At 66.3% G+C, this 22,336-nt stretch carries 15 protein-coding genes; 6 read left to right on the top strand and 9 right to left on the bottom strand.

Translation table 11 applies throughout. The features are described 5' to 3' along the window. Nucleotides 1–60: 60 nt before the first annotated feature. The 4 genes from ACNFIA_RS14475 (at nt 61) to ACNFIA_RS14460 (ending at nt 5,529) form a co-directional block, all read left to right on the top strand. Entirely contained in the window at nt 61–2,019 is a 1,959-nt protein-coding gene (locus tag ACNFIA_RS14475; protein ID WP_416785885.1) for a methyl-accepting chemotaxis protein, read from the top strand. A 716-nt stretch (nt 2,020–2,735) separates the two neighbouring features. Further along, nucleotides 2,736–3,683 (top strand): ornithine cyclodeaminase family protein, encoded by a 948-nt coding sequence (locus ACNFIA_RS14470; RefSeq protein ID WP_416785882.1) that lies wholly within the window; start codon nt 2,736–2,738, stop codon nt 3,681–3,683. A gap of 13 nt (nt 3,684–3,696) precedes the next feature. Beyond that, nucleotides 3,697–4,827 carry an NAD(P)/FAD-dependent oxidoreductase gene (locus tag ACNFIA_RS14465; protein WP_416785879.1) on the top strand — a complete coding sequence of 377 codons (1,131 nt, stop codon included), beginning with the start codon at nt 3,697–3,699 and terminating at the stop codon, nt 4,825–4,827. 78 nt (nt 4,828–4,905) lie between these two features. Then, nucleotides 4,906–5,529 (top strand): helix-turn-helix transcriptional regulator, encoded by a 624-nt coding sequence (locus ACNFIA_RS14460; RefSeq protein WP_416785876.1) that lies wholly within the window; start codon nt 4,906–4,908, stop codon nt 5,527–5,529. Nucleotides 5,530–6,535: 1,006 nt separating this feature from the next. Here ACNFIA_RS14460 and ACNFIA_RS14455 read toward each other — a convergent pair. The 9 genes from ACNFIA_RS14455 to ACNFIA_RS14415 form a co-directional block, all read right to left on the bottom strand. Then, on the bottom strand, nt 6,536–7,312 hold the full coding sequence (locus ACNFIA_RS14455; RefSeq protein ID WP_416785874.1) for an ABC transporter substrate-binding protein: 777 nt from the start codon (nt 7,310–7,312) through the stop codon (nt 6,536–6,538). Nucleotides 7,313–7,949: 637 nt separating this feature from the next. Then, nucleotides 7,950–8,936 (bottom strand): GTP 3',8-cyclase MoaA, encoded by a 987-nt coding sequence (gene moaA / locus ACNFIA_RS14450; protein WP_416785871.1) that lies wholly within the window; start codon nt 8,934–8,936, stop codon nt 7,950–7,952. A 151-nt stretch (nt 8,937–9,087) separates the two neighbouring features. After that, nucleotides 9,088–9,906 carry a peptidylprolyl isomerase gene (locus ACNFIA_RS14445; RefSeq protein ID WP_416785869.1) on the bottom strand — a complete coding sequence of 273 codons (819 nt, stop codon included), beginning with the start codon at nt 9,904–9,906 and terminating at the stop codon, nt 9,088–9,090. Between the two features lie 103 nt (nt 9,907–10,009). Beyond that, entirely contained in the window at nt 10,010–10,696 is a 687-nt protein-coding gene (gene narI / locus ACNFIA_RS14440) for a respiratory nitrate reductase subunit gamma (protein WP_416785867.1), read from the bottom strand. A 2-nt stretch (nt 10,697–10,698) separates the two neighbouring features. After that, the gene (gene narJ / locus ACNFIA_RS14435; RefSeq protein WP_416785864.1) at nt 10,699–11,451 is read right to left on the bottom strand and encodes a nitrate reductase molybdenum cofactor assembly chaperone; all 753 of its coding nucleotides are present in this window, start codon (nt 11,449–11,451) and stop codon (nt 10,699–10,701) included. 5 nt (nt 11,452–11,456) lie between these two features. Further along, complete coding sequence (narH, locus tag ACNFIA_RS14430) at nt 11,457–12,992, bottom strand: nitrate reductase subunit beta (protein ID WP_416785862.1); 1,536 nt, start codon at nt 12,990–12,992, stop codon at nt 11,457–11,459. Nucleotides 12,993–13,003: 11 nt separating this feature from the next. Next, on the bottom strand, nt 13,004–16,783 hold the full coding sequence (locus ACNFIA_RS14425; protein WP_416785860.1) for a nitrate reductase subunit alpha: 3,780 nt from the start codon (nt 16,781–16,783) through the stop codon (nt 13,004–13,006). Nucleotides 16,784–16,873: 90 nt separating this feature from the next. Further along, nucleotides 16,874–18,277 carry a NarK family nitrate/nitrite MFS transporter gene (locus ACNFIA_RS14420; protein ID WP_416785857.1) on the bottom strand — a complete coding sequence of 468 codons (1,404 nt, stop codon included), beginning with the start codon at nt 18,275–18,277 and terminating at the stop codon, nt 16,874–16,876. 12 nt (nt 18,278–18,289) lie between these two features. Beyond that, nucleotides 18,290–19,588, bottom strand: coding sequence for a nitrate/nitrite transporter (locus ACNFIA_RS14415; RefSeq protein WP_416785855.1), 1,299 nt, complete (start codon nt 19,586–19,588; stop codon nt 18,290–18,292). Nucleotides 19,589–19,762: 174 nt separating this feature from the next. On the opposite strand from ACNFIA_RS14415, the gene ACNFIA_RS14410 reads away from it, so the two are divergent. Continuing rightward, nucleotides 19,763–21,625, top strand: coding sequence for a histidine kinase (locus tag ACNFIA_RS14410; protein WP_416785853.1), 1,863 nt, complete (start codon nt 19,763–19,765; stop codon nt 21,623–21,625). Then, complete coding sequence (narL, locus tag ACNFIA_RS14405; RefSeq protein WP_416785850.1) at nt 21,622–22,275, top strand: two-component system response regulator NarL; 654 nt, start codon at nt 21,622–21,624, stop codon at nt 22,273–22,275. The genes ACNFIA_RS14410 and narL overlap by 4 nt, the downstream gene beginning before the upstream one ends. Nucleotides 22,276–22,336: the final 61 nt, after the last annotated feature.

Genomic DNA, 22,336 nt, shown 5'->3' with positions numbered 1-22,336 from the left:
AATTCGCACGCTTCTTGCAAAGCACGCGAGAACAATTCCAAGACTCGTCGGAATCCTCCCATGCCCTTGCGCGCCAAACTTGCTCTGAGTTTCCTCTCGGTCGGCCTGATCCCCGTGCTGGTGATGGCCATCGTGGTCTATCTCCAGGCCAGCCGTGCTCTCGAAGAACAAAGCCTGAATGCCCTTGAGGCGGTCGCCAGCATCAAGCAGCGGCAGCTGATGGACGCCTGGAAGGCCCGCAACGACCAGCTCAGCAGCCTTGCCACCAACCTGGGCAGCAACTACGCCGGGCTGGACAGCGAGTCCCTGGTGACCACCGCCAACTACGACCGCCCGGTGTTCGAGAACTTCATCAAGACCTTCGGCTACCGCGAGCTGCGCCTGGTGGGCGGCGACGGCAAGGTGGTGTTCAGCCTCGGCCGCGGCGTGGATTACCAGCAGAACATCGGCGCGCCGGAGTGGCGCGACACCGCCTTCGGCCGGTTCGTCCGTGCCGCCCTGGACAGCGGCAAGGCCAGCATCAGCGACATCCAGCAGGCCCCCAACGACCAGCAGCCGGTGCAATGGCTGGCCGCGCCGATCAAGGACAACGGCAAGCTGCAGCTGCTACTGGTGCTCGAGTTGCCGTTGGCGGCGATCAACGAGGTGATGCAGAACCGCCAGGGGCTGGGCGACGCCGGCGAAACCTACCTGGTGGGCGGCGACGGCAGCCTGCGCTCGGATTCGGTGCGCTTCGCCGATCACCACGTGCGCCGCGACCAGGAAAGCCCCGCCGCACTTCCCGGCCAGGCCATCGCAAAAGCCCTGGCCGGCGAACAGGGCCGGCTCGCCGAGGCGGGCCTGAGCAACGAGCCGGCGCTGAAATCCTTCGTCCCGCTGAACCTGGACGGCCTGCACTGGGCACTGGTCGCGGAAATGGACCAGGCCCAGGCCTTCGCCCCGGTGCGCAAGCTGATGTGGCAGATCCTCGTGCTCGGCCTGCTCACCCTGGTGGGCGTCGCCGCCGGCACCTGGCTGGTCAGCCGCAGCGTGATGCGTCCGCTGGGCGGCGAGCCGGCCAGCATGGCCGCGCTGGCCCAGCGCCTGGCCAACGGCGAACTGCGCCTGGGCGACGACGCCAACGCCAGCAGCGGCCTGATGCAGGCCCTGCGCGAGATGACCGCCGCGTGGCGCCAGGTGGTCGAACGCCTGCGCCAGGCCAGCGAGGCCGTGGGGGACGCCAGCGGCGACATCCTCGACGCCGCCGGGCGCACCAGCCATCACCTTGACCAGCAGCAGGAAGCCCTGGAAATGGTGGTCAGCGCCGTCGACCAGATGGCCGCCACCGTGCAGGAAATCGCCGGCAGCGCCAGCCGCAGCGCGGACGGCAGCGCTGCCGCCCGCGAGGCCTTCACCGCCATGCAGAACACCCTGCAGCACATGATCGGCCGCCAGGACGAGTTGCTCAGCGGCCTGCGCCAGGCCGACGGCGTCGTGCAGACCCTGGCCGGCGAGAGCCAGCAGATCGGCTCGGTGCTGGACGTGATCCGCTCCATCGCCGAACAGACCAACCTGCTCGCCCTCAACGCCGCCATCGAGGCTGCCCGCGCCGGTGAAGCGGGTCGTGGTTTCGCCGTGGTCGCCGACGAGGTGCGCAGCCTCGCCCAGCGCACCCGCAGCGCCACCGACGAGATCGTCGCCATCGTCGGCAGCCTGGGCGATTCCTCCATCCAGGCGCAGTCGAGCATGAGCGGCGCCAGCGAACAGGCCCACACCCTGGAGCAGGACACCCAGGCCGTGCTGGAGGCCCTCGGCGCGCTGGACGACTCGCTGCAGGGCGTGCACGCCATGGCCTTCCAGATCGCCGCCGCCGCCGAACAGCAGGCCGCCACCACCCAGGAAGTGAACCAGCACATGCACCGCCTGAGCGACATGACCGTGGAGAACCGCAAGACCGCCGCGCACACCCGCGATTGCGGCGAGCACCTGCGCCGCGTGGCCGGTAGCCAGGAAGAACTGGTGGCGCAGTTCAAGCTGTAGGGCCAGCCCCCTGTAGGAGCGGGCCATGCCCGCGATCCGGCCGACAGGCCGGCGCTCATCGCAAGGCACCGCTGTCGCGGTGATCGCGGACAAGGTCCGCTCCTACATGGGATATCGTGCCGGCCCGCCCTCTCCCCCGCCCTCTCCCTGAAGGGAGAGGGAGCCATCCGAGCCGGCTGACGCCACAGTTTCAGCCGGCACCGGCCCAGTCCCCTCTCCCTTCAGGGAGAGGGGAAATAGCCAGTACGGGGTTTCAGATAAGCAGCTGCTCCCACCTGAAAAATCGAGCCGGAGCCCGCCCTCTCCCCCGCCCTCTCCCTGAAGGGAGAGGGAGCCATCCGAGCCGGCTGACGCCACAGTTTCAGCCGGCACCGGCCCAGTCCCCTCTCCCTTCAGGGAGAGGGGAGATAGCCAGTACGGGGTTTCAGATGAAGACAGTTGCTCCTACAAGACCGTAGCCACATGGACCGGAACAGCTTATCCGCCGATGGCCCCGCGGCGGATAACGCTGACGCGTTATGCGCCCTACGATCCTGTAGTCCGGCTTTTCGTAGGAGCGAGCTTGCTCGCGAACGCATGCTGCCGGTCGTTCCGGTGCCCAGCGGTTCGCGAGCAAGCTCGCTCCTACAAGAGCCTCTCCACCCGTCCACCTGCTCTTGCCGATCAAGACAAACGAGTCCAGAATGGAAAAATAAATCCACACCTGGAGTCTCGCCATGTCCGCCGCCACGCCTTTCACCCTCAACCAGGCCGACGCCGAACGCCTGCTCGAACAGGTCGACGTGCTCCAGGCGATGCGCGACATGTTCGCCGAGCTCGCCGGCGGCAGTGCCGTGCAGCCTGCGCAACAGCTGGTGGAATTCCCCAATGGCGGCGGCGACTTCATCAATTACCTGGGCGTACTGGCATCGCAGAAGGTCTACGGCGTGAAGACCTCGCCGTACATCGTGCGCCAGCCCAAGTCGCTGGTCACCGCGTGGAGCCTGCTGATGTCCATGGAGAGCGGCCAGCCGCTGCTGCTGTGCGACGCCGGCAGCCTGACCACCGCCCGCACCGCCGCGACCACCGCGTTGGCCGTGGACGAACTGGCCCCTGCGGACGCCAAGCGCCTGGCCATCGTCGGCAGCGGCCCGGTGGCCCGCGCGCACCTGCGCTACGCCGCCGGCCTGCGCGACTGGCAGAGCATCCGCGTGTACTCGCCGAACCTGAACGCCGGCGTCCTGGCCCAGTTCGGCGCCATCGACTCGCGCGCGGAACCGGCCGCCAGCGTCGAAGCCGCCGTGGCTGACGCCGACGTGGTGCTGCTGTGCACCTCTTCCGGCACCCCGGTGCTCGACCCGGCGATCCTGACCAAACCGGCGCTGATCACCTCCATCAGCACCAACGTCGCCCGCGCCCACGAAGTGCCGCCAGCGTCGCTGGCGCAGATGGACGTCTACTGCGACTACCGCGCCACCACCCCGGCCGCCGCCGGCGAAATGCGCCTGGCCCGCGAGGAGCACGGCTGGGACGGCGCCATCCGCGGCGACCTGCCGGAACTGGTCAGCGGCCGGGCGGCCAAGCCGGCGTACCAGCGTCACGCCTTCTTCCGCTCCATCGGCCTGGGCCTGGAAGACGTCGCCCTGGCCAATGCGCTCTACCATCTGCAACGCAAGACCGCCTGAGCCGGAGACGAACATGATCGAAGTCGACTACCTCATCATCGGCGGCGGCATCGCCGGCGCCTCCACCGGCTACTTCCTCTCCCGCCACGGCAAGGTCGCCGTGCTGGAGCGCGAATCCCACGCCGGCTACCACTCCACCGGCCGCTCGGCGGCGCTCTACACCGTCGCCTACGGCACGCCGCAGGTGCGCGCGCTGACCGCCGCCAGCCGCGACTTCTTCGATAACCCGCCCGAAGGCTTCGTCGAACATCCGATCCTCACCCCGCGCGGCGAGATGACCGTGGACTTCGAAGGCAATCCCGAGGAACTGAAGCGCCAATACGAAAGCGCACTGGCCAGCGTCCCGGAGATGCGCCTGCTGAGCGCCGACGAAGCCTGCGCCATCGTGCCGGTGCTGCGTCGCGACAAGGTCCACGGCGCGATGCTCGACCCCAGCGCCGCCGACATCGACACCGACGGCCTGCTGCAAGGCTACCTGCGCGGCATACGGCGCAACGGCGGCAGCGTGCAACTCGACAGCGAAGCCCTGGAAATCCGCCGCATCGACGGTGCCTGGGAGGTGCGCTGCGCGCAGCAGACCTACCGTGCGCCGGTGCTGGTCAATGCCGCTGGCGGCTGGTCCGACAAGATCGCCGAACTGGCCGGCGCCGCTCCCCTGGGCCTGGTGCCCAAGCGCCGCGCGGCCTTCCTGTTCAGCCCGCCGGAGGGTGTCGACAGCCACGCCTGGCCGGTGCTGGTGAGCCTGGACGAATCCTTCTACTTCAAGCCCGACGCCGGCATGCTGCTGGGCTCGCCGGCCAACGCCGACCCCGTGGAGCCCCACGACGTGCAGCCCGAAGAGCTGGACATCGCCCTGGGCATCTACCAGATCGAGGAGCACACCACCCTCAGCATCCGCCGCCCGAGCCACACCTGGGCGGGCTTGCGCTCGTTCTTCGCCGATGGCGACCTGGTCTCCGGCTACGACCCGGCCACGCCCGGCCTGTACTGGGTCGCAGGTCAAGGCGGCTACGGCATCCAGACCTCGGCGGCAATGGGCGAGGCCAGCGCCGCGCTGATCCGCCGCGAGGCCCTGCCCGAGCACCTGACCCGCCACGGCCTGACCGCCGAAATGCTGTCCCCGGCGCGCCTGCTGGTCGAGTGAGTCGCCGTTCGTGACAGCCCGCGGGCGCTTGCGGCACACTCGCCAGCGCCCGTCCCCACCGCCTTGAGAGCCTTGCCCATGACCGCCGCCGACCCACTGGACAACTACAAGGCCATCGCCGACGCCATCGCCGCGCTGTTCTTTCCCCATGCCGAAGTGGTCATCCACGACCTGCGCAACCAGCGCGTGGCGTATCTGGCGAACAACATCTCCAAGCGCGAGATCGGCGACGACTCGGCGCTGGAGGACATGCTCGAAGGCAGCCACGACGAGCGCAACATCGGCCCCTACGAGAAGCTCAACTGGGACGGCCAGAAGATCCGCTCCATCAGCACCGTGCTGCGCGACGCCACGGGCGAGCCGCTGGCGGTGCTGTGCATCAACCTCAACATCACCCTGTTCGAGACGGCCAAGGCGGCGCTGGACCTGTTTCTCTCCTCCAGCAAGGTCATCCCGCAGCCGGACGCGCTGTTCCGCGACGACTGGCAGGAACGCATCAACACCTTCCTGCACGGCTGGCTGCAGCAGCGCCAGCTGAGCCTCTCCACCCTCAGCCGCGACCACAAGCGCGAGCTGGTCCTGGCGCTGCATGCCGAGGGCGCGTTCAAGGGCAAGAGCGCGGCGAACTACGTGGCCAACGTGCTGAACATGGGCCGGGCGACGGTGTACAAGCACCTGAAGGAGTTGAAGGAGGAGGTTTGATGGCCCCTCTTTTCGCTCCGCTTGGATTTGCTCGCAACACGCGTCTTGCTTGCGTGTTTGTGCGCCGCTTGGGTGTACGCGCGGACTTTGTGTTTCGCCCCCTCGGGCGAGTCACTTTTCCAAACGCCGAAAAGTAACCAAAAGGCTTGCCCCTGCATCCGGGTCCCGCTTCGCGGGACTTCCCTCGCTCCATCGAAGTTTCAGGGGCACGCCACGACGGGCCATCCCTGGCCCATCGTGGCTCTCGCGACATCCATGTCGCTCAACCCCTGAAACTCCGATTCCGCTCGGCCTCCTGAAGGGGCGCTCCGGCGTGCGCGGAAGTTCCTCTGAAACCATCAAGGGCCAGCGCCGAAGATACGCTCCCGTAGGAGCGGACCTTGTCCGCGAAGGTTAACCGCTCCAGGACATTGCAGGATGAACACCTGTAGGAGCGAGCTTGCTCGCGAACTGCCCCAGTACCGACGTAGCCGACAGCACTGTTCGCGAGCAAGCTCGCTCCTACGAAGAGCCGAATCCCAATCCCCGGCTCTGGCTCTGCCTCGGTGAAGCTTCCAGAGAAACATCCGCGCACTCCGAATGCCCCGTTCAGGAGGCCGAGCGGAATCGGAGTTTCAGGGGTTGAGCGACATGGATGTCGCGAGAGCCACGATGGGCCAGGGACGGCCCGTCGTGGCGTGCCCCTGAAACTTCGATGGAGCGAGGGGAGTCCCGCGAAGCGGGACCCGGATGCCGGGGCAAGCCTTTTGGTTACTTTTCGGCGTCTGGAAAAGTGACTCGCCCGAGGGGGCGAAACACAGAGTCCGCGCAAACACCGAGGCGGCGAAATACTCCCAAAGCCAACGCAGCAAACCTGATATCCCCCAGCAAAAGAAGCGTCGGCCCTGCCGACGGATCGCGGGCATGGCCCGCTCCTACAGGGAGCCATTGGCGCGACGTCCCCCTCGGTCCTACGAAAAACAAAAGGCCGCCCGAAGGCGGCCTTTGCTACAGCTCGACGGAGGGATCAGTCCCCGTAGATATCACTCTTGAAGTACTTGCCTTCGATTTCCTTGTACTTGCCATTGGCCCGCAGCGCGTCGATGGCGGCGTTGAGCTGGCCGACCAGCTCGGTATTGCCCTTGCGCACCGCGATACCAGCGCCCTCGCCGAAGTATTTCGGGTCCTTGAACTCCGGCCCGATGAAGGCGAAGCCCTTGCCGCGCGGGGTGTCCAGGAAGCCGATCTGCAGCGGGATGGAGTCGGCGAAGGTGCCGTCCAGGCGGCCCGCCAGCAGGTCCAGGTAGATCTCGTCCTGGCTGGTGTAGCGCACCACGTTGGCGCCCGCCTTGCCCAGCACCTCGGTGGCGAAACGGTCGGCGGTGGAGCCGCGCTGCACGCCGATGTTCTTGCCCTTGAGCTGGCTGAACTGATCGTCCAGCTGCGCGCCTTCCTTCATCACCAGGCGGCCCGGGGTGAAGTAGTACTTGTGGGTGAAGTCCACCGAGTGCTTGCGCTCTTCGGTGATGGTGATGGAGGACAGCGCGGCGTCGATCTTGCGCACCTTCAGCGAGGGGATCAGGCCGTCGTATTCCTGCTCGACCCACTGGCACTTGCGCTTCATCTCTTCGCACAGCGCGTTGCCGATGTCGTAGTCGAAGCCGGCAATACCGCCTTCCGGGGTCTTGTAGGCGAAGGGTGGATAGGCCGCCTCGATGCCGATGCGCAGCGGCTTGTCGTCAGCGTGGGAGAAGGTGGCGAAAGCGGCCAGCATCAGGCCGCCCAGCAGGGCTTTGCGATTCATCGATGAACTCCGTTGTGTGGTCGCCGGGGTCGAGCGCCGGCCGTTACGTCTGGCAGTGAGTACGGCATGTCGGGGTTCGTCCAGGGGCGCGATGCATCAGCTCGCAGCGGCATTGCCTTGCCCTCACCCAGGCGAACGACTTCTTGTTCTGGTCAGTCCACGCGCACGCGCGCGTAAACTTAAAATCCAATCTGGACTAAAAAGTACACAACGTCAATCGTTCCCGATACGCCCTACGGGTTGCTCCGGTGCGGCATCCTGCGACCGCACGGCGCACTCTCCTTTGCGTGCGCGTCGCTACTCCTTCGGGGGAATGTCGTGCAGCGGGCAGCCGGCTTAGTCTGGAGGCGTTGCACTGCGATTCGAGGAGGATTCGAACGTTTCTTTCGCATGATCGACCACAGCTTCCACGGTTCCACCTTTGGCAAATGCCCGAAGCCCCTGCGATACGCTCATGTCGCCGGGGCTTTTTTATGGCTGCCTCTATGTAGGAGAAGCCCGCCATCGACCTGTAGGAGCGCGCCATGCGCGCGATCGCGGGCATGGCCCGCTCCTACAATTGCACCCGGAGATAGCCGTAGGGGATGTTCAGCACGCAAGGCACGCGGCGGGCATTGCCCGCCGAGGGAGGTCGGTTTCAGCCGCCGCTGAGGTTCATGAAGCGCAGCACCTGCACATCGCCGACGGTGAATTCGTGGCGCGCCGGCTTGCGCTGCAGGGCGCCGCGCAGGGCGTCGAGGATGGGTTCATCGTGCAGCGGATGGCGGCGCAGCAGGCCGCGCAGGTCCAGGGAATGTTCGTGGCCCAGGCACAGTAGCAGGCGGCCTTCCGCGGTCAGCCGCAGGCGATTGCAGGTGGCGCAGAAGTTGTGCGAGTGCGGCGAGATGAAGCCGATGCGCGTGCGCGGATGCTGCGCCAGACGTACATAGCGCGCCGGGCCGCCGCTGTGTTCGGCGCTGTCCAGCAGCTCGTGGTGCTCGGCGATCAGCGCGCGAACCTCGTCGCTGGAGCAGAAGCTTTCCTCACGCTCCCGGCCGACCTGGCCCAGGGGCATTTCCTCGATGAAGCTGATGTCCAACCCATGGGCGATGGCGTAATCCACCAGCGCCGGTACCTCGTCGGCGTTGCGGCCCTTCATCACCACGCAGTTCAGCTTGATGTGCTCGAAACCGGCGTGCCGGGCGGCGTCGATGCCGCGCAGCACCTGCTCCAGGCGTCCGGTACGGGTGATGGCGGCAAAGCGTTGCGCATCGAGGGTATCGAGGCTGATGTTCAGGCGCGCCAGGCCGGCCGCATGCAGGTCGCCGGCCAGCCGGGTGAGCTGCGAGCCGTTGCTGGTCATGCACAGTTCGCGCAGGCCGGGCAGCGCCACGAGGCGTTCGCAGAGGTGGACGATGCCGGGGCGCACCAGTGGCTCACCGCCGGTGAGGCGCAGCTTCTTCACGCCTCGTTCGACGAAGAGGCGCGCTACCCGTTCGATCTCTTCCAGGGTCAGCACCTGCTGACGCGGCAGGAAGCGCATGTTCTCCGCCATGCAGTAGACGCAGCGGAAGTCGCAGCGGTCGGTTACGGACAGGCGCAGGTAGTCGATCTTGCGGCCTTGGCCGTCGATCCATTCGGACATCTGATAGTGCTCCATGGCAGATCAGAGTTGGGCGATCCCTCTCCCTAACCCTCTCCCTGAAGGGAGAGGGGACTCGTTCGGTGCAGGATAAAACCCTGGTGTCAGCCGGCACGGGCAGCTCCCTCTCTCTTCTGGGAGAGGGGCTCTCGCTCTATTGCACCAGCGGGCTCTCCGCACCATCGAAGACGAAGCCATCGATCCGCGCCTCGCCGGCCAGCACGCTGATGTACTGGCTGACCGCACGCTGCAGCACCTGCGCGCGCAGGTAGGCGGCGATACGCGGATGCGCCTGGGCGAAGTCCAGCGGCTCGCCGCCCTCGCGCTCGATGAGTTCGACCACGTGCAGGCCGTAGCGACTTTCCAGCGGATGGCCGAGCAGGCCGGGGGGCTGTTGCAGCAGGCGTTTCTCGAACTCGGGGACGGTCTGCCCCGGCTCGATCCAGCCCAGTTCGCCGCCGTCGTCCTTGGACGGGCAGTCGGAGAAGCGCATGGCCTTCTCGGCGAAGCGCGCGGGGTGTTCGCGCAATTCGGCCAGCAGTTCTTCGGCCTGTTTGCGCGCCGATGCGCGGCCTTCCAGGTCGTCCGGTGCGCAGCCCAGCAACACGTGGCGCAGGCGCATGCGCCAGGGTGAAGCAAGGCGCGCGGGGTTCGCTTCGTACCATTGGCGGCAGCTGGCCTCGTCGGCTTCGGGGACGCCGACTTCACGGTCGATCAGGGCGCGGATGCGTGCTTCTTCCAGCGCCTCGCCCTCTTCCGCGTCGGCTGCAAGGCCCAGCGCGTCGGCGCGTTGCACCAGCAGCTGGCGTACCACCAGCGCGCGGCAGGCGGAGTACAGGGCTTCGGCGTGGCTGGCGGCCGGGTGGTACTGCAGCTCGCGGGCCAGTTCGTCCTCGACGATGGCGACGCCGTTGACGGAGATGGCGGGCAGATCGACGTGTTCGACCTTGGTTTCGTAGTGGGAGCAACTCATTTCGCTTACCTCCGGTAACCCTCTCCCCGGCCCTCTCCCTGAAGGGAGAGGGGGAAGAGCTTCAGGTGGGGCGGACGACGCGCGAGCGCCATCCGCCGCTTCATCACGCAGCGCGCCGCTTGGTGCGGACCACCTGGTAGCGGCGGCCGAAGTACCACACCGGGGCGCTGACGATGTGCACCAGGCGGGTGAAGGGGAACAGCACGAACAGCGTCAGGCCGAGGGTCACGTGCAGCTTGTAGACCAGCGAGACCGGCGCGATGGCTTCGGCGGCGGCGAGCGGCTGGAAGGTGACGATGGACTGCGCCCAGTTGGCCAGCATGACCATCACCGAGCCGTCCAGGTGATGGGTGGAGGCGACGATGGTGGACAGGCCGAGGATCAGCTGCGCATAGAGGACCAGCAGGATCATCAGGTCCGAGGCGTTGCCGGTGGCGCGCACGCGCGCATCGGTCAGGCGGCGCAGGATCAGGCCGGTGAGGCCGATGAAGCAGAGGATGCCGAAGAAGCCGCCGGAGACCATCGCCAAGAGTTGCTTCTGCTCGGTGCTGATCAGGTGCTCGTAGACCGCGTGCGGGGTCAGCAGGCCGACGAAGTGGCCGGCGAGGATGAACAGCACACCGATGTGGAACAGGTTGCTGTAGACCCGCATGCCCTTCTTGCTCAGCATCTGGCTGGAGCCGGCTTTCCAGGTGTATTGCGCGAGGTCGAAGCGCGCCCAGCTGCCGATCAGGCAGATGGCGAGCGCGACGTAGGGGTAGATCCCGAACGCTAGAAGATCGAGGGACATGATCAGACTCCTTCTCTGGCCGCCCGGTACTGCATTTGCGGCACCGGCTGGGCGACCCACTGCATGGGTTGTTCGGCGGCCGAGGAGATCCGCCGGGCGCTGGTGGACGGACAACCGACGGCGGGCTCGCTAAAGCTCACCGGGGTTTCCTCCCAGGCCTTGTCGATGGCTTCCAGACTGTCGTCGCGCACTTCCTGCTCGCGGTCGCGCTTGAGTGCGCCGAGGTCGGGCTGCTCGCCGGACAGCTCCAGCAGGCTGTTGAACACCGCCGCGTAGCTGCTGCCGCGCTCTTCCAGGCGCAGGGCGATCAGCGCGAGGATGTGGGCGACTTCGGCAAGGCCCGCGCGGGCCGACTCGGCGTCCTGCAGGGCGAGGAACTCCAGGTACAGCGGCAGGTAGTCCGGCAGCTCGTTGACGTCGATCACCAGGCCCGCCTGGGTGTATCGGTCCATCAGATCGACCATCGCCTGGCCACGGTCGCGGGATTCGCCGTGCACGTGTTCGAACAGCAGCAGCGAGACCGAGCGGCCACGCTCGAACAGGCCGTCGTAGCGGGCCTGCACGTCGAGGATGTCGCCCTGGCACAGTTCGTTGAGCAGCGCGGCAAGGCCGTCGCGCTGTCTTTCCGAGAGGTCGCCGGTGCGGATCAGGGCGTGCAGCGCCAGGCTTTCCTCGCGCAGTTCGATGCGCGGGTAGTCCAGCAGCAGCGCGCTGAGCTTGAGCAGTTGGCTATGACTCTCAAGGGAGATTCCCATCGCTGTCACTCCTGTATCTGCACGGTCTGGATGACGTTGCGCCGGTCCACGGCCTTGCCGCCGAACAGGTTCACGCCGGAGTTGCCGGAGCAACCGTTGCCGAAGCTGAAGCCGCACCCCGAACGCTCGGCAAAGGCATCCGACAGCGCCTCTTCACGGTGCGCGCTGGGGATGACGAAGCGGTCTTCGTAGTTGGCGATCGCCAGGTAGCGGTACATCTCCTCCACCTGGTTGACGGTCAGGCCGACCTTCGCCAGCACCTCCAGGTCCTGCTTGCCTTCCACGTGTTCGGCACGCTTGTAGGCGCGCATCGCCAGCAGGCGCTTGAGGGCCAGCAGCACCGGCGCGGTGTCACCTGCGGTGAGCAGGTTGGCCAGGTACTGCACGGGAATACGCAGGGAATCGACGTCCGGGATCACCCCGTCGCTGCCGATATGGCCTTCGGAGGCGGCGTTCTGGATCGGCGACAGCGGCGGCACGTACCAGACCATCGGCAGCGTGCGGTATTCCGGGTGCAGCGGCAGGGCCAGCTTCCAGTCCATGGCCAGCTTGTACACCGGTGACTTCTGCGCGGACTCGATGACGCTGTCCGGCACCCCATCCCTGCGGGCCTGCTCGATCACTTTCGGATCGAACGGGTCGAGGAAGATTTCCAGCTGCTTCTGGTACAGCTCGCGCTCGTTCTCGCAGGTGGCCACTTCATGGATGCGGTCGGCGTCGTACAGCAGCACGCCGAGGTAGCGGATGCGGCCCACGCAGGTTTCCGAGCAGACGGTGGGCTGGCCGGCCTCGATGCGCGGGTAGCAGAAGATGCACTTCTCGGATTTGCCGCTCTTCCAGTTGAAGTAGATCTTCTTGTACGGGCAGCCGCTGATGCACATGCGCCAGCCACGGCACTTGTCCTGGTCGATGAGGACGATGCCGTCTTCCTCGCGCTTGTAGATCGCACCGCTCGGGCACGAGGCCACGCACGCCGGGTTCAGGCAGTGCTCGCACAGGCGCGGCAGGTACATCATGAAAGTGTTTTCGTACTCGCCGTAGATGTCCGCCTGGACCTGGTCGAAGTTCTTGTCCTTGCGCCGCTTGGCGAACTCGGTGCCGAGGATCTCCTCCCAGTTGGGGCCCCACTCGATCTTCTGCATGCGCTGGCCGGAGACCAGCGAGCGCGGCCGGGCGACCGGCTGGTGCTGGGCCTTGGGCGCAGTGTGCAGGTGCTGGTAGTCGAAGTCGAAGGGCTCGTAGTAGTCATCGATTTCCGGCAGGTCCGGGTTGGCGAAGATGTTCGCCAGCACGCGGAACTTGCCGCCGATGCGCGGAACGATGGAGCCATCGGCGTTACGCTTCCAGCCGCCCTTCCACTTCTCCTGGTTCTCCCACTCTTTCGGGTAACCGATGCCAGGCTTGGTCTCGACGTTGTTGAACCAGGCGTACTCGACGCCTTCGCGGCTGGTCCAGACGTTCTTGCAGGTGATGGAGCAGGTATGGCAACCGATGCATTTGTCGAGGTTCAGCACCATGCCGACTTGCGAACGAATTTTCATGGCAGAACTCCTCAAATGTCCTGGGGCAGCGGTTGCGGCAGGGCGTCACCGCCCAGCCCGCCCTGCTCCGGCTCGTCGAGCCAGTCGACCTTGTTCATCTTGCGCACCACGACGAATTCGTCGCGGTTGCAGCCAACCGTGCCGTAATAGTTGAAGCCCCACGCCTGCTGGGCGTAGCCGCCGATCATGTGGGTGGGCTTCAGGACCACGCGGGTCACCGAGTTGTGGTGGCCGCCACGGGTGCCGGTGGTCTCGCTGCCGGGCAGGTTCACGATGCGTTCCTGGGCGTGGTACATCATCACCATGCCGTCCTTCACGCGCTGGCTGACCACCGCGCGGCAGGTGGCGGCGCCGTTGGCGTTGAAGACCTCGACCCAGTCGTTGTCCTCGATGCCGGCGCGTTTCGCGTCGTGCTCGCTCATCCAGATGATCGGGCCACCGCGCGACAGGGTGAGCATCAGCAGGTTGTCGCTGTAGGTGGAGTGGATGCCCCACTTCTGGTGCGGGGTGATCCAGTTCAGGGTGATCTCGGCGTGGCCGTTGGGCTTCTTGTTGAACAGCTTGTCGGTGCTGCGGGTGTTGACCGGCGGCCGGTAGCTGACGAAGCCCTCGCCGAAGGCCTGCATCCAGGGGTGATCCTGGTAGAACTGCTGGCGACCGGTGAGGGTGCGCCACGGGATCATCTCGTGGACGTTGGTGTAGCCGGCGTTGTAGCTCACGTGCTCATCTTCCAGGCCCGACCAGGTGGGGCTGGAGATGATCTTGCGCGGCTGCGCCTGGACGTCGCGGAAGCGGATCTTCTCTTCTTCCTTGGGCAGCGCCAGGTGGGTGTGGTCGCGGCCGGTGAACTTCGACAGCGCCTCCCACGCCTTCACCGCCACCTGGCCGTTGGTTTCCGGCGCCAGGGCGAGGATCACCTCGGCGGCGTCGATAGCGCTCTCGATGCGTGGACGACCTTCGCTGACACCCGGCTCGGTGACCTTGTGGTTCAGCTCGCCGAGCAGCTTGATTTCCTTGTCGGTGTTCCAGCCGATGCCCTTGCCGCCGTTGCCGAGCTTGTCCAGCAGCGGGCCGAGGGAGGTGAACTTCTTGTAGGTGTTCGGGTAGTCACGCTCGACCACGTGCAGGGTCGGCATGGTCTTGCCCGGCTGCGGTTCGCACTCGCCCTTCTTCCAGTCGCTGCCGCCGAAGGGTTGCGCGAGTTCGTTGGCGGTGTCGTGCAGCAGCGGCACGGTGACCAGGTCCTTCTCCACGCCCAGGTGGCCGACGGCAACCTGCGAGAACTTCCTGGCGATGGCCTTGTAGATCTCCCAGTCGCTCTTGGCTTCCCAGGCCGGGTCGGTGGCGGCCGACAGCGGGTGGATGAAGGGGTGCATGTCGGAGGTGTTGAGGTCGTCCTTCTCGTACCAGGTCGCGGTCGGCAGGACGATGTCCGAGTACATGCAGGTGGAGGACATGCGGAAGTCCAGGGTGGTGACCAGGTCCAGCTTGCCTTCGGCGCCGTCGTCAACCCAATCCACTTCGCCCGGGCAGGGGCCGCCGGCCTTGCCGAGGTCATCGTTCATCACGCCGTTCTTCGCGCCCAGCAGGTACTTGAGCATGTACTCGTGGCCCTTGCCCGAGGAGCCGAGCAGGTTGGAGCGCCAGATGAACATGTTGCGCGGGAAGTTCTGCGGATCGTCCGGCGCTTCGCTGGCGATACGCAGGTTGCCGGCCTTGAGTTCACGGACCACGTAGTCCTGCACCGGGAGGCCGGCGCGTTCGGCGTCGGCGGCGAGGCGCAGCGGGTTGCGGTTGAGCTGCGGGGCGGACGGCAGCCAGCCCATGCGCTCGGCGCGGATGTTGTAGTCCAGGGCGTGCTCGGGGAACTGCCGGGTGTCGGCCAGCGGCGAGAGGACTTCGTGCATGGAAATCTTCTCGTGGCGCCACTGCGAGCTGTGCAGGTAGAAGAAGCTGGTGCCGTTCATCTGCCGCGGCGGACGGCTCCAGTCGGTGCCGAAGGCCAGCGGGACCCAGCCGGTCTGCGGGCGGAGCTTTTCCTGGCCGACGTAGTGCGCCCAGCCGCCACCGCTCTGGCCGATGCAGCCGCACATCATCAGCATGTTGATGACCGCGCGGTAGTTCATGTCCATGTGGTACCAGTGGTTCATCGCGGCGCCGATGATGACCATGGCCTTGCCGCGGGTCTTGTCGGCGCTGTCGGCGAACTCGCGGGCCACCTGGATGGCGCGGGCCGCCGGTACGCCGGTGATGCGGGCCTGCCAGGCCGGAGTATAGGGCACGTCGGCGTCGGTGTAGGAGGCCGCGACGTTGCGGCCACCCAGGCCACGGTCGACGCTGTAGTTGGCCATCTGCAGGTCATACACGGTGGCCACGCGCAGGGTCTGGCCGTCGGCGCCGATCACTTCGCGGAAGGGCACGCGGCGCACCAGGACCTCGTCGTTGTCCACGCCCTTGAAGTGCGGGTGCTCCTGCCCGGCGAAGTACGGGAAGGCCACGTCACAGGCCTTTTCCGGGCCATCGATGAGGGTCAGCGCCAGGCGGGTTTCACGCTTCGCGCCGCCTTCGGTTTCCTCGATGTTCCACTTGCCCGACTCGCCCCAGCGGTAGCCGATGGCGCCGGTGGGCGAGACCAGCTCGCCGCTGAGTTCGTCCAGGGCGATGGTCTTCCACTCGGGGTTGTTGTCCTGGCCAAGATTGCCCGCCAGGTCCGCGGCGCGCAGGTAACGGGTCGGCTTGAGCACGCCGCCTTCGTGCGGTTCGAGCAGCACCAGCATCGGCATGTCGGTGTACTGGCGGCAGTAGTCGACGAAGTAGGCGCTGGGTTTCTCGAGGTGGAATTCCTTGAGGATGACGTGCCCGAAGGCCATGCCCAGCGCGGCGTCGGTGCCCTGCTTGGGGTTGAGCCAGAGGTCGGTGAGCTTGGCCACTTCGGAGTAGTCCGGGGTGACGGCCACGGTCTTGGTGCCCTTGTAGCGGACTTCGGTGAAGAAGTGCGCGTCGGGGGTACGGGTCTGCGGGACGTTGGAGCCCCAGGCGATGATGTAGCTGGAGTTGTACCAGTCGGCCGATTCCGGCACGTCGGTCTGCTCGCCCCAGATTTGCGGGCTGGCGGGCGGCAGGTCGCAGTACCAGTCGTAGAAGGACAGGCACACGCCGCCGATCAGCGACAGGTAACGGGCGCCGGCGGCGTAGCTGACCATGGACATGGCCGGGATCGGCGAGAAGCCGATGATGCGATCCGGGCCATAGGTCTTGGCGGTGTAGACGTTGGCGGCGGCTATTATCTCGGTGACTTCGTTCCAGCTGGAGCGGATGAAGCCGCCCAGGCCGCGCTCGCTCTTGTAGCTCTTCGCCTTGGCCTTGTCCTCGACGATGCTGGCCCAGGCGTCCACCGGGTCGTTGTGGGCGGCGCGCGCTTCACGCCAGAGCTTGAGCAGCGGCTTGCGCACCTTGGGGTACTTCAGGCGGTTGGCGCTGTACATGTACCAGGAGTAGCTGGCACCACGGGGGCAGCCGCGCGGCTCGTGATTGGGCAGGTCCGGGCGGGTCCGCGGGTAGTCGGTCTGCTGAGTTTCCCAGGTGATCAGGCCATTCTTCACGTAGATCTTCCAGGAGCACGAACCGGTGCAGTTCACCCCGTGGGTGGAGCGCACGATCTTGTCGTGCTGCCAGCGTTGGCGGTAACTGTTTTCCCAGGCACGGCTTTCGTTGGTGACTTCGCCATGACCCTCGGCGAACTCACCCTGCTTCTTCTTGAAGAATTGCAGGCGGTCGAGCAGGTAACTCATCGGTATCTCCTCACCCGGTCTGCGCCGGGCGTTCAAACGCTAATCAAGCTCGCGAAACGGTGGCGGACGCAGGCGCACCCGCCACGGCAATCAACAGGGGCTTTCCGCGCCCTTGCGCGCGTACCACCACCAGGTGGCGAGGATGCAGCTCAGGTAGTACGCGACGAACACGTAGAGGGCGCCTTCGGCGCTGCCGGTCATCTGCAGCGAGGTGCCGAAGGCCTTGGGAATGAAGAAGCCGCCGAAGGCACCGATGGCGGCCGAGAAGCCGATCACCGCGGCCGATTCCATGCTGGCGTTGCGGGTTGCCTGGGCTTCGCTGAAGCCGCCCTGTTTCAGGCGTGCGCTCCACTCGTTGCGGAAGATCACCGGGATCATGCGGAAGGTGCTGCCGTTGCCGATGCCGGCGAAGAAGAACAGCGCGATGAACGAACCGAGGAAGCCGAAGAAGCTGCCCGCGCCATTGGCGCCCGGCAGGAAGCTGATCACCGCGAACACGCCAGCGATCATCGCCGCGTAGTTCCACAGGGTGATGCGCGCGCCGCCGAACTTGTCCGCCAGCCAGCCGCCCAGCGGCCGGCTCAGAGCACCCACCAGCGGGCCGAGGAAGGCGTACTGCAGCGGGTTGATGTCCGGGAACTGGGTCTTGCTGAGCATGGCGAAGCCGGCGGAGAAGCCGATGAACGAGCCGAAGGTGGCCACGTACAGCCAGCACATCAGCCAGTTGTGCTTGCGCTTGAAGATCACCGACTGCTCGCGGAACGAGGCCTTGGCGTCGGCGATGTCGTTCATGCCAAACCAGGCGGCAATGGCCACCACGGCGATGAAGGGCACCCAGATCCAGCCGGCGTTCTGCAGCCACAGGCGGCCGCCGTCGGACAGCTGCTGCGGCTCGCCGCCGAAGGCGCCGAACAGGCCGCCGGCCACGGCCAGCGGTACGGCGAACTGCATCACCGAGACGCCCAGGTTACCCAGGCCTGCGTTCAGGCCCAGGGCAGTGCCCTGCTGGTTCTTGGGATAGAAGAAGCTGATATTGGACATGCTGGAGGCGAAGTTGCCGCCGCCGAAGCCGCACAGCAGCGCGATCGTCGCGAACACCCAGTATGGAGTGGTCGGGTCCTGCACGGCGAAGCCCAGCCAGAGGCAGGGAATCAGCAGCGAGGCGGTGGACAGCGCGGTCCAGCGACGACCGCCGAACACCGGCACCATGAACGAGTAGAACACCCGCAGGGTGGCGCCCGAGATCGACGGCAGCGCGGCGAGCAGGAACAGCTGGTCGTTGCTGAAGCTGAAGCCAGCGGCGTTCAGGCGCACAGTGACGGTGCTCCAGATCATCCACACGGAGAACGCCAGCAGCAGCGCCGGGATGGAAATCCACAGGTTGCGCGCGGCGATGCGCTTGCCGCTGTGCGCCCAGAACTCGGGGTCCTCGGGGCGCCAGTCGATCAGCAGCGGACCGCTGGCGGCTTTGAGTTGGGTGTTGATCATGCCCATGACGGCACTACCTCAGGATTTGGAAGGAAGGGAAGCGGCGTCGACGTCGGCCGCGCGGGCCTGGCCGTCGAGGCGTTGCTGCTGCTTGATCGCGTAGTGCATCCAGACCATGCAGACCACGGTCAGGCCGAACAGCAACATGAAGCAGGAGGAGCGCACGCCGATGTGGTCGGCGGCGTAGCCGAACAGGATCGGCAGGCAGAAGCCGCCGAGGCCGCCGATGACCCCGACCATGCCGCCGACGGTGCCCATGTTCTGCGGGTAGTAGTCGTGGATGATCCGGTACACGCTGGCCTTGCCGAAGCCCTGGGCGATGCCGACGACGAACACCAGGAAGGTGAACAGCCAGACGTTCAGGCCGACGCTCAGGCTCACGTCGCCCTTGATGCCGTGGATGGTCATGGTGGTCGGCGGGTAGGACAGGAAGAACAGGCACACCAGGCAGATCCAGAACACGCCCCAGTTCACCGAGCGGGCGCCGTAGTGGTCGCTGAACCAGCCGCCCAGGGCGCGGATCAGCCCCGACGGCAGGGTGAACAGCATGGTGATGAAGGACGCGGTGCGCAGGTCCAGGCCGAACTCGGCGATGTAGTACTTGGGCAGCCACAGGGCCAGGGCGACGAAGCCGCCGAAGACGAAGAAGTAGTACAGGCCGAAGCGCCACACGCGCAGTTCGCCCAGCGGCGCCAGCTGCTTGGCCAGGGTCGGCCGCGGACGGCTCGGGTCTGCCTCGCCGCCCTGGGCGTGGGCCGGGTCCGTCCAGGTGCAGAACCAGAACAGCAGCGCGGTCACCAGCATGGCCACCGAGTAGATCTGCGGGACCATGCGCCAGCCGAAGGCGACCACGATCATCGGCGCCACCAGGTTGGTGATCGCCGCGCCCGCGTTACCGGCGCCGAAGATGCCCATGGCGGTGCCCTGGCGCTCCTTCTCGAACCACGAGGAGGTGTAGGCGATGCCCACGGCGAAGGAGCCGCCGGCGAGGCCGACGAACAGCCCGAGCACCAGGTAGTGCCAGTACAGTGTGGCGAAGGCCAGGCCGTAGATCGGGATGGCCACCAGCAGCATGTGGATGAAGAACACGATGCGGCCGCCGAAGCGGTCGGTGATCAGCCCCAGCGGCAGGCGCACCAGCGAACCGGTAAGAATCGGCAGCGCCACCATCAGGCCGAACTGCGCCTCGGACAGGCCCAGCTCCTCCTTGATGCGGATGCCGATGATCGAAAACATCGTCCAGACCGCGAAGTTCACGGCGAACGCCAGTGTGCTCATGCCGAGCACGGAGTACTGTTTCTGACGGTGGGACAACATGGCTACGCTCACTTCCTGACCAGCCTTTGCTCGCACGGTAGGTAAGGACAGGGCGCCTTCTGTTGATCGCCATCAATGAGCCAACGGGCGATTCATGAGCAGATGCGCGCCGCTACCTCCTCGGAGGTATCACCGAAACAGATTCTTAACTAATTGTTATTAAAGGCATTTTTTATGAAGACGGCGCACTCTTCCGAGCCTTCCGCCAGCGACCGACTCTTTGTGGGTAGTCCCCCCGCCGCACGCCCTGCCCTGCGCAAATCCCTCGTCGTGCGCTTTGGCTGCTACCTCACCCTGCTGGTGTCGCTGGCCCTGGCCGGGATGTTCAGCGCCCTGCTGTTCGCCGACTATTCGCACCAGGACGCGGCGGTGATCAACCAGGCCGGCTCGCTGCGCATGCTCACCTATCGCCTGGCGCTGGACCCCTCGACCATCAACCGCCAGGCTCTGCAAGCGACCCTCGCCGCGCGCCTGGACAACGACGAAATCACCCGCCTGCTGCGCCGCGCCGACGCCGACGCGCCGATCCGCCAGCAGCACGCACAACTGCGCAGGGAACTGCAGAACCTCGACCTCTCCCAGGCCCCGGCTCTGGCCACCCTGGACACCTTCGTCGGACACATCGACGGCTTCGTCGGCACCCTGCAGCGCAACGCCGAATACCGCTCGCAGATGCTCAGCACGGTGCAGGGCCTGTGCCTGTTCCTCAGCCTGCTGGTGGTGTTCATCAGCCTCTACGACCTCAGCTACCACGTGGTCGGCCCGCTGCGGGAATTGACCGGCACCGCCCGCCGCCTGGGCGAAGGCGACCTCGACGCGCGGGTCAGCAGCAGCGGCGAAGACGAGCTGAGCCAGCTGGGCGAGCGCTTCAACCAGATGGCCGCGGAGCTGCAGGCCAGCTACCGCGAACTGGAAGCACGGGTGGAGGACAAGACCCGCGACCTCTCCAACAGCCACCAGCGCCTGGAACTGCTCTACGACAGCGCCCGCCGCCTCGGCCAGGACCCGTACGACGAACGCTCTCTGCAACCTTTACTGAACCAGCTCGAACGGGTGCTGCAGGCCGGCAAGGTGACGCTGTGCCTGAACAAGGACGGCGTGGAGCGCGCCTACTCCTCGCTGACCACCGACGGCCTCAGCGGCAGCTTCTGTCGGCAGGGCAATTGCGGCGAATGCCGCGCCCAGGCCGAGAACTGCAACAACCCGATCCGCGGCATCAACCCGCTGCTGATGCAGCCGCTGGCCATCGGCGAGCACCGCTTCGGCGAGCTGTTCATCGAGACCACCGACGGCCACCTGGAAGACTGGCAGCAACAGTTCGTCGAAGGCTTCTGCGACAACATCGCGCGCAGCTTCGCCCTCTCCCTGCAGCAGGAGCAGGAAAACCGCCTGGCGCTGTTCGCCGAGCGCAGCACCATCGCCCGCGAGCTGCATGATTCGCTGGCGCAGTCGCTGTCGTACCTGAAGATCCAGGTCAGCCGCCTGGCAACCCTGCTCAAGCGTGACGTGCCCGCCGAAAAGATCGACGAGACCCTCGACGAACTGCGCGAGGGGCTCAACAGCGCCTACCGCCAATTGCGCGAACTGCTCACCACCTTCCGCCTGAGCCTGGAGCAATCCAGCCTGGAAGCGGCGCTGGTGAATACCGTGGAAGAGTTCGGCGAACGCGGCGACCTGTCCATCGAACTGGACAACCGCCTGGCGCATATCCCGCTCAACCCCAACGAGGAAATCCACATCCTGCAGATCGTCCGCGAGGCGCTCTCCAACGTGGTGCGCCACGCCCGGGCGCACCACGCCAGGGTCACCCTGTTCGAGGATGCGCAGGAACAGGTGTGCATCACCGTGGACGATGATGGGGTCGGCTTTGACCCAGCGCAGAGTCGCAATGGCCACTATGGGCTTAGCATCATGCGGGAGCGCAGCCAGACCCTGGACGCCACCTTCCACATCGCCCCGCGCCAACCGCAGGGCACCCGCGTCAGCGTGCGCTTCACCCACAAACCCCTGTCGCAACGCCCGGAGACCCATCCATGACGGCCACCCCCACCGATGACCGCGCGCGCATCCTGCTCGTCGACGACCACCCGATGATGCGCAAGGGCGTGGTGCAGCTGCTGGAATTCGAGGACGACCTGGAAGTGGTGGGCGAAGCCGGCAGCGGCGAGGAAGCACTGCGCCTGGCGGCGGAGCTGGAGCCGGACATGATCCTCCTCGACCTGAACATGAAGGGCATGACCGGCCTCGACACCCTGCGCGCCATGCGCGAGAACGGCGAGGACGCGCGCATCGTGGTGTTCACCGTCTCCGACGACCGCAACGACGTGATCTACGTGCTGCGCGCCGGCGCCGACGGTTATCTGCTCAAGGACATGGAGCCCGAGCGCCTGCTGGAACACATCCGCCAGGCCGCCACCGGCCAGCTCACCATCAGCCCGCAGTTGACCCAGGTGCTGGCCCAGGCGCTGCGCGGCGACGACCGCCCCAAGGGTATCGAGGAGCTGACCGACCGCGAGCGGCAGATCCTCCGCCAACTCGCCCACGGCTACAGCAACAAGATGATCGCGCGCAAACTCGACATCACCGAAGGCACCGTGAAGGTCCACGTCAAGCGCGTCCTGCACAAGCTGGGCATGCGCTCGCGCGTCGAAGCGGCGGTGTGGGCGGTGGAGAACCACCTGGTCTGACCGCCACGCTCCTCGGCGTACCCCCGCGAACCTGAATGCGCCCTCCGTTGTAGGAGCGGGC

Source organism: Pseudomonas sp. NY15437 (assembly GCF_048068435.1).
Taxonomy (GTDB): Bacteria; Pseudomonadota; Gammaproteobacteria; order Pseudomonadales; family Pseudomonadaceae; genus Pseudomonas; species Pseudomonas nitroreducens_B.
Note: the sequence above shows the minus strand (reverse complement) of the source record. Positions and strands in the feature narration are given on the sequence as shown.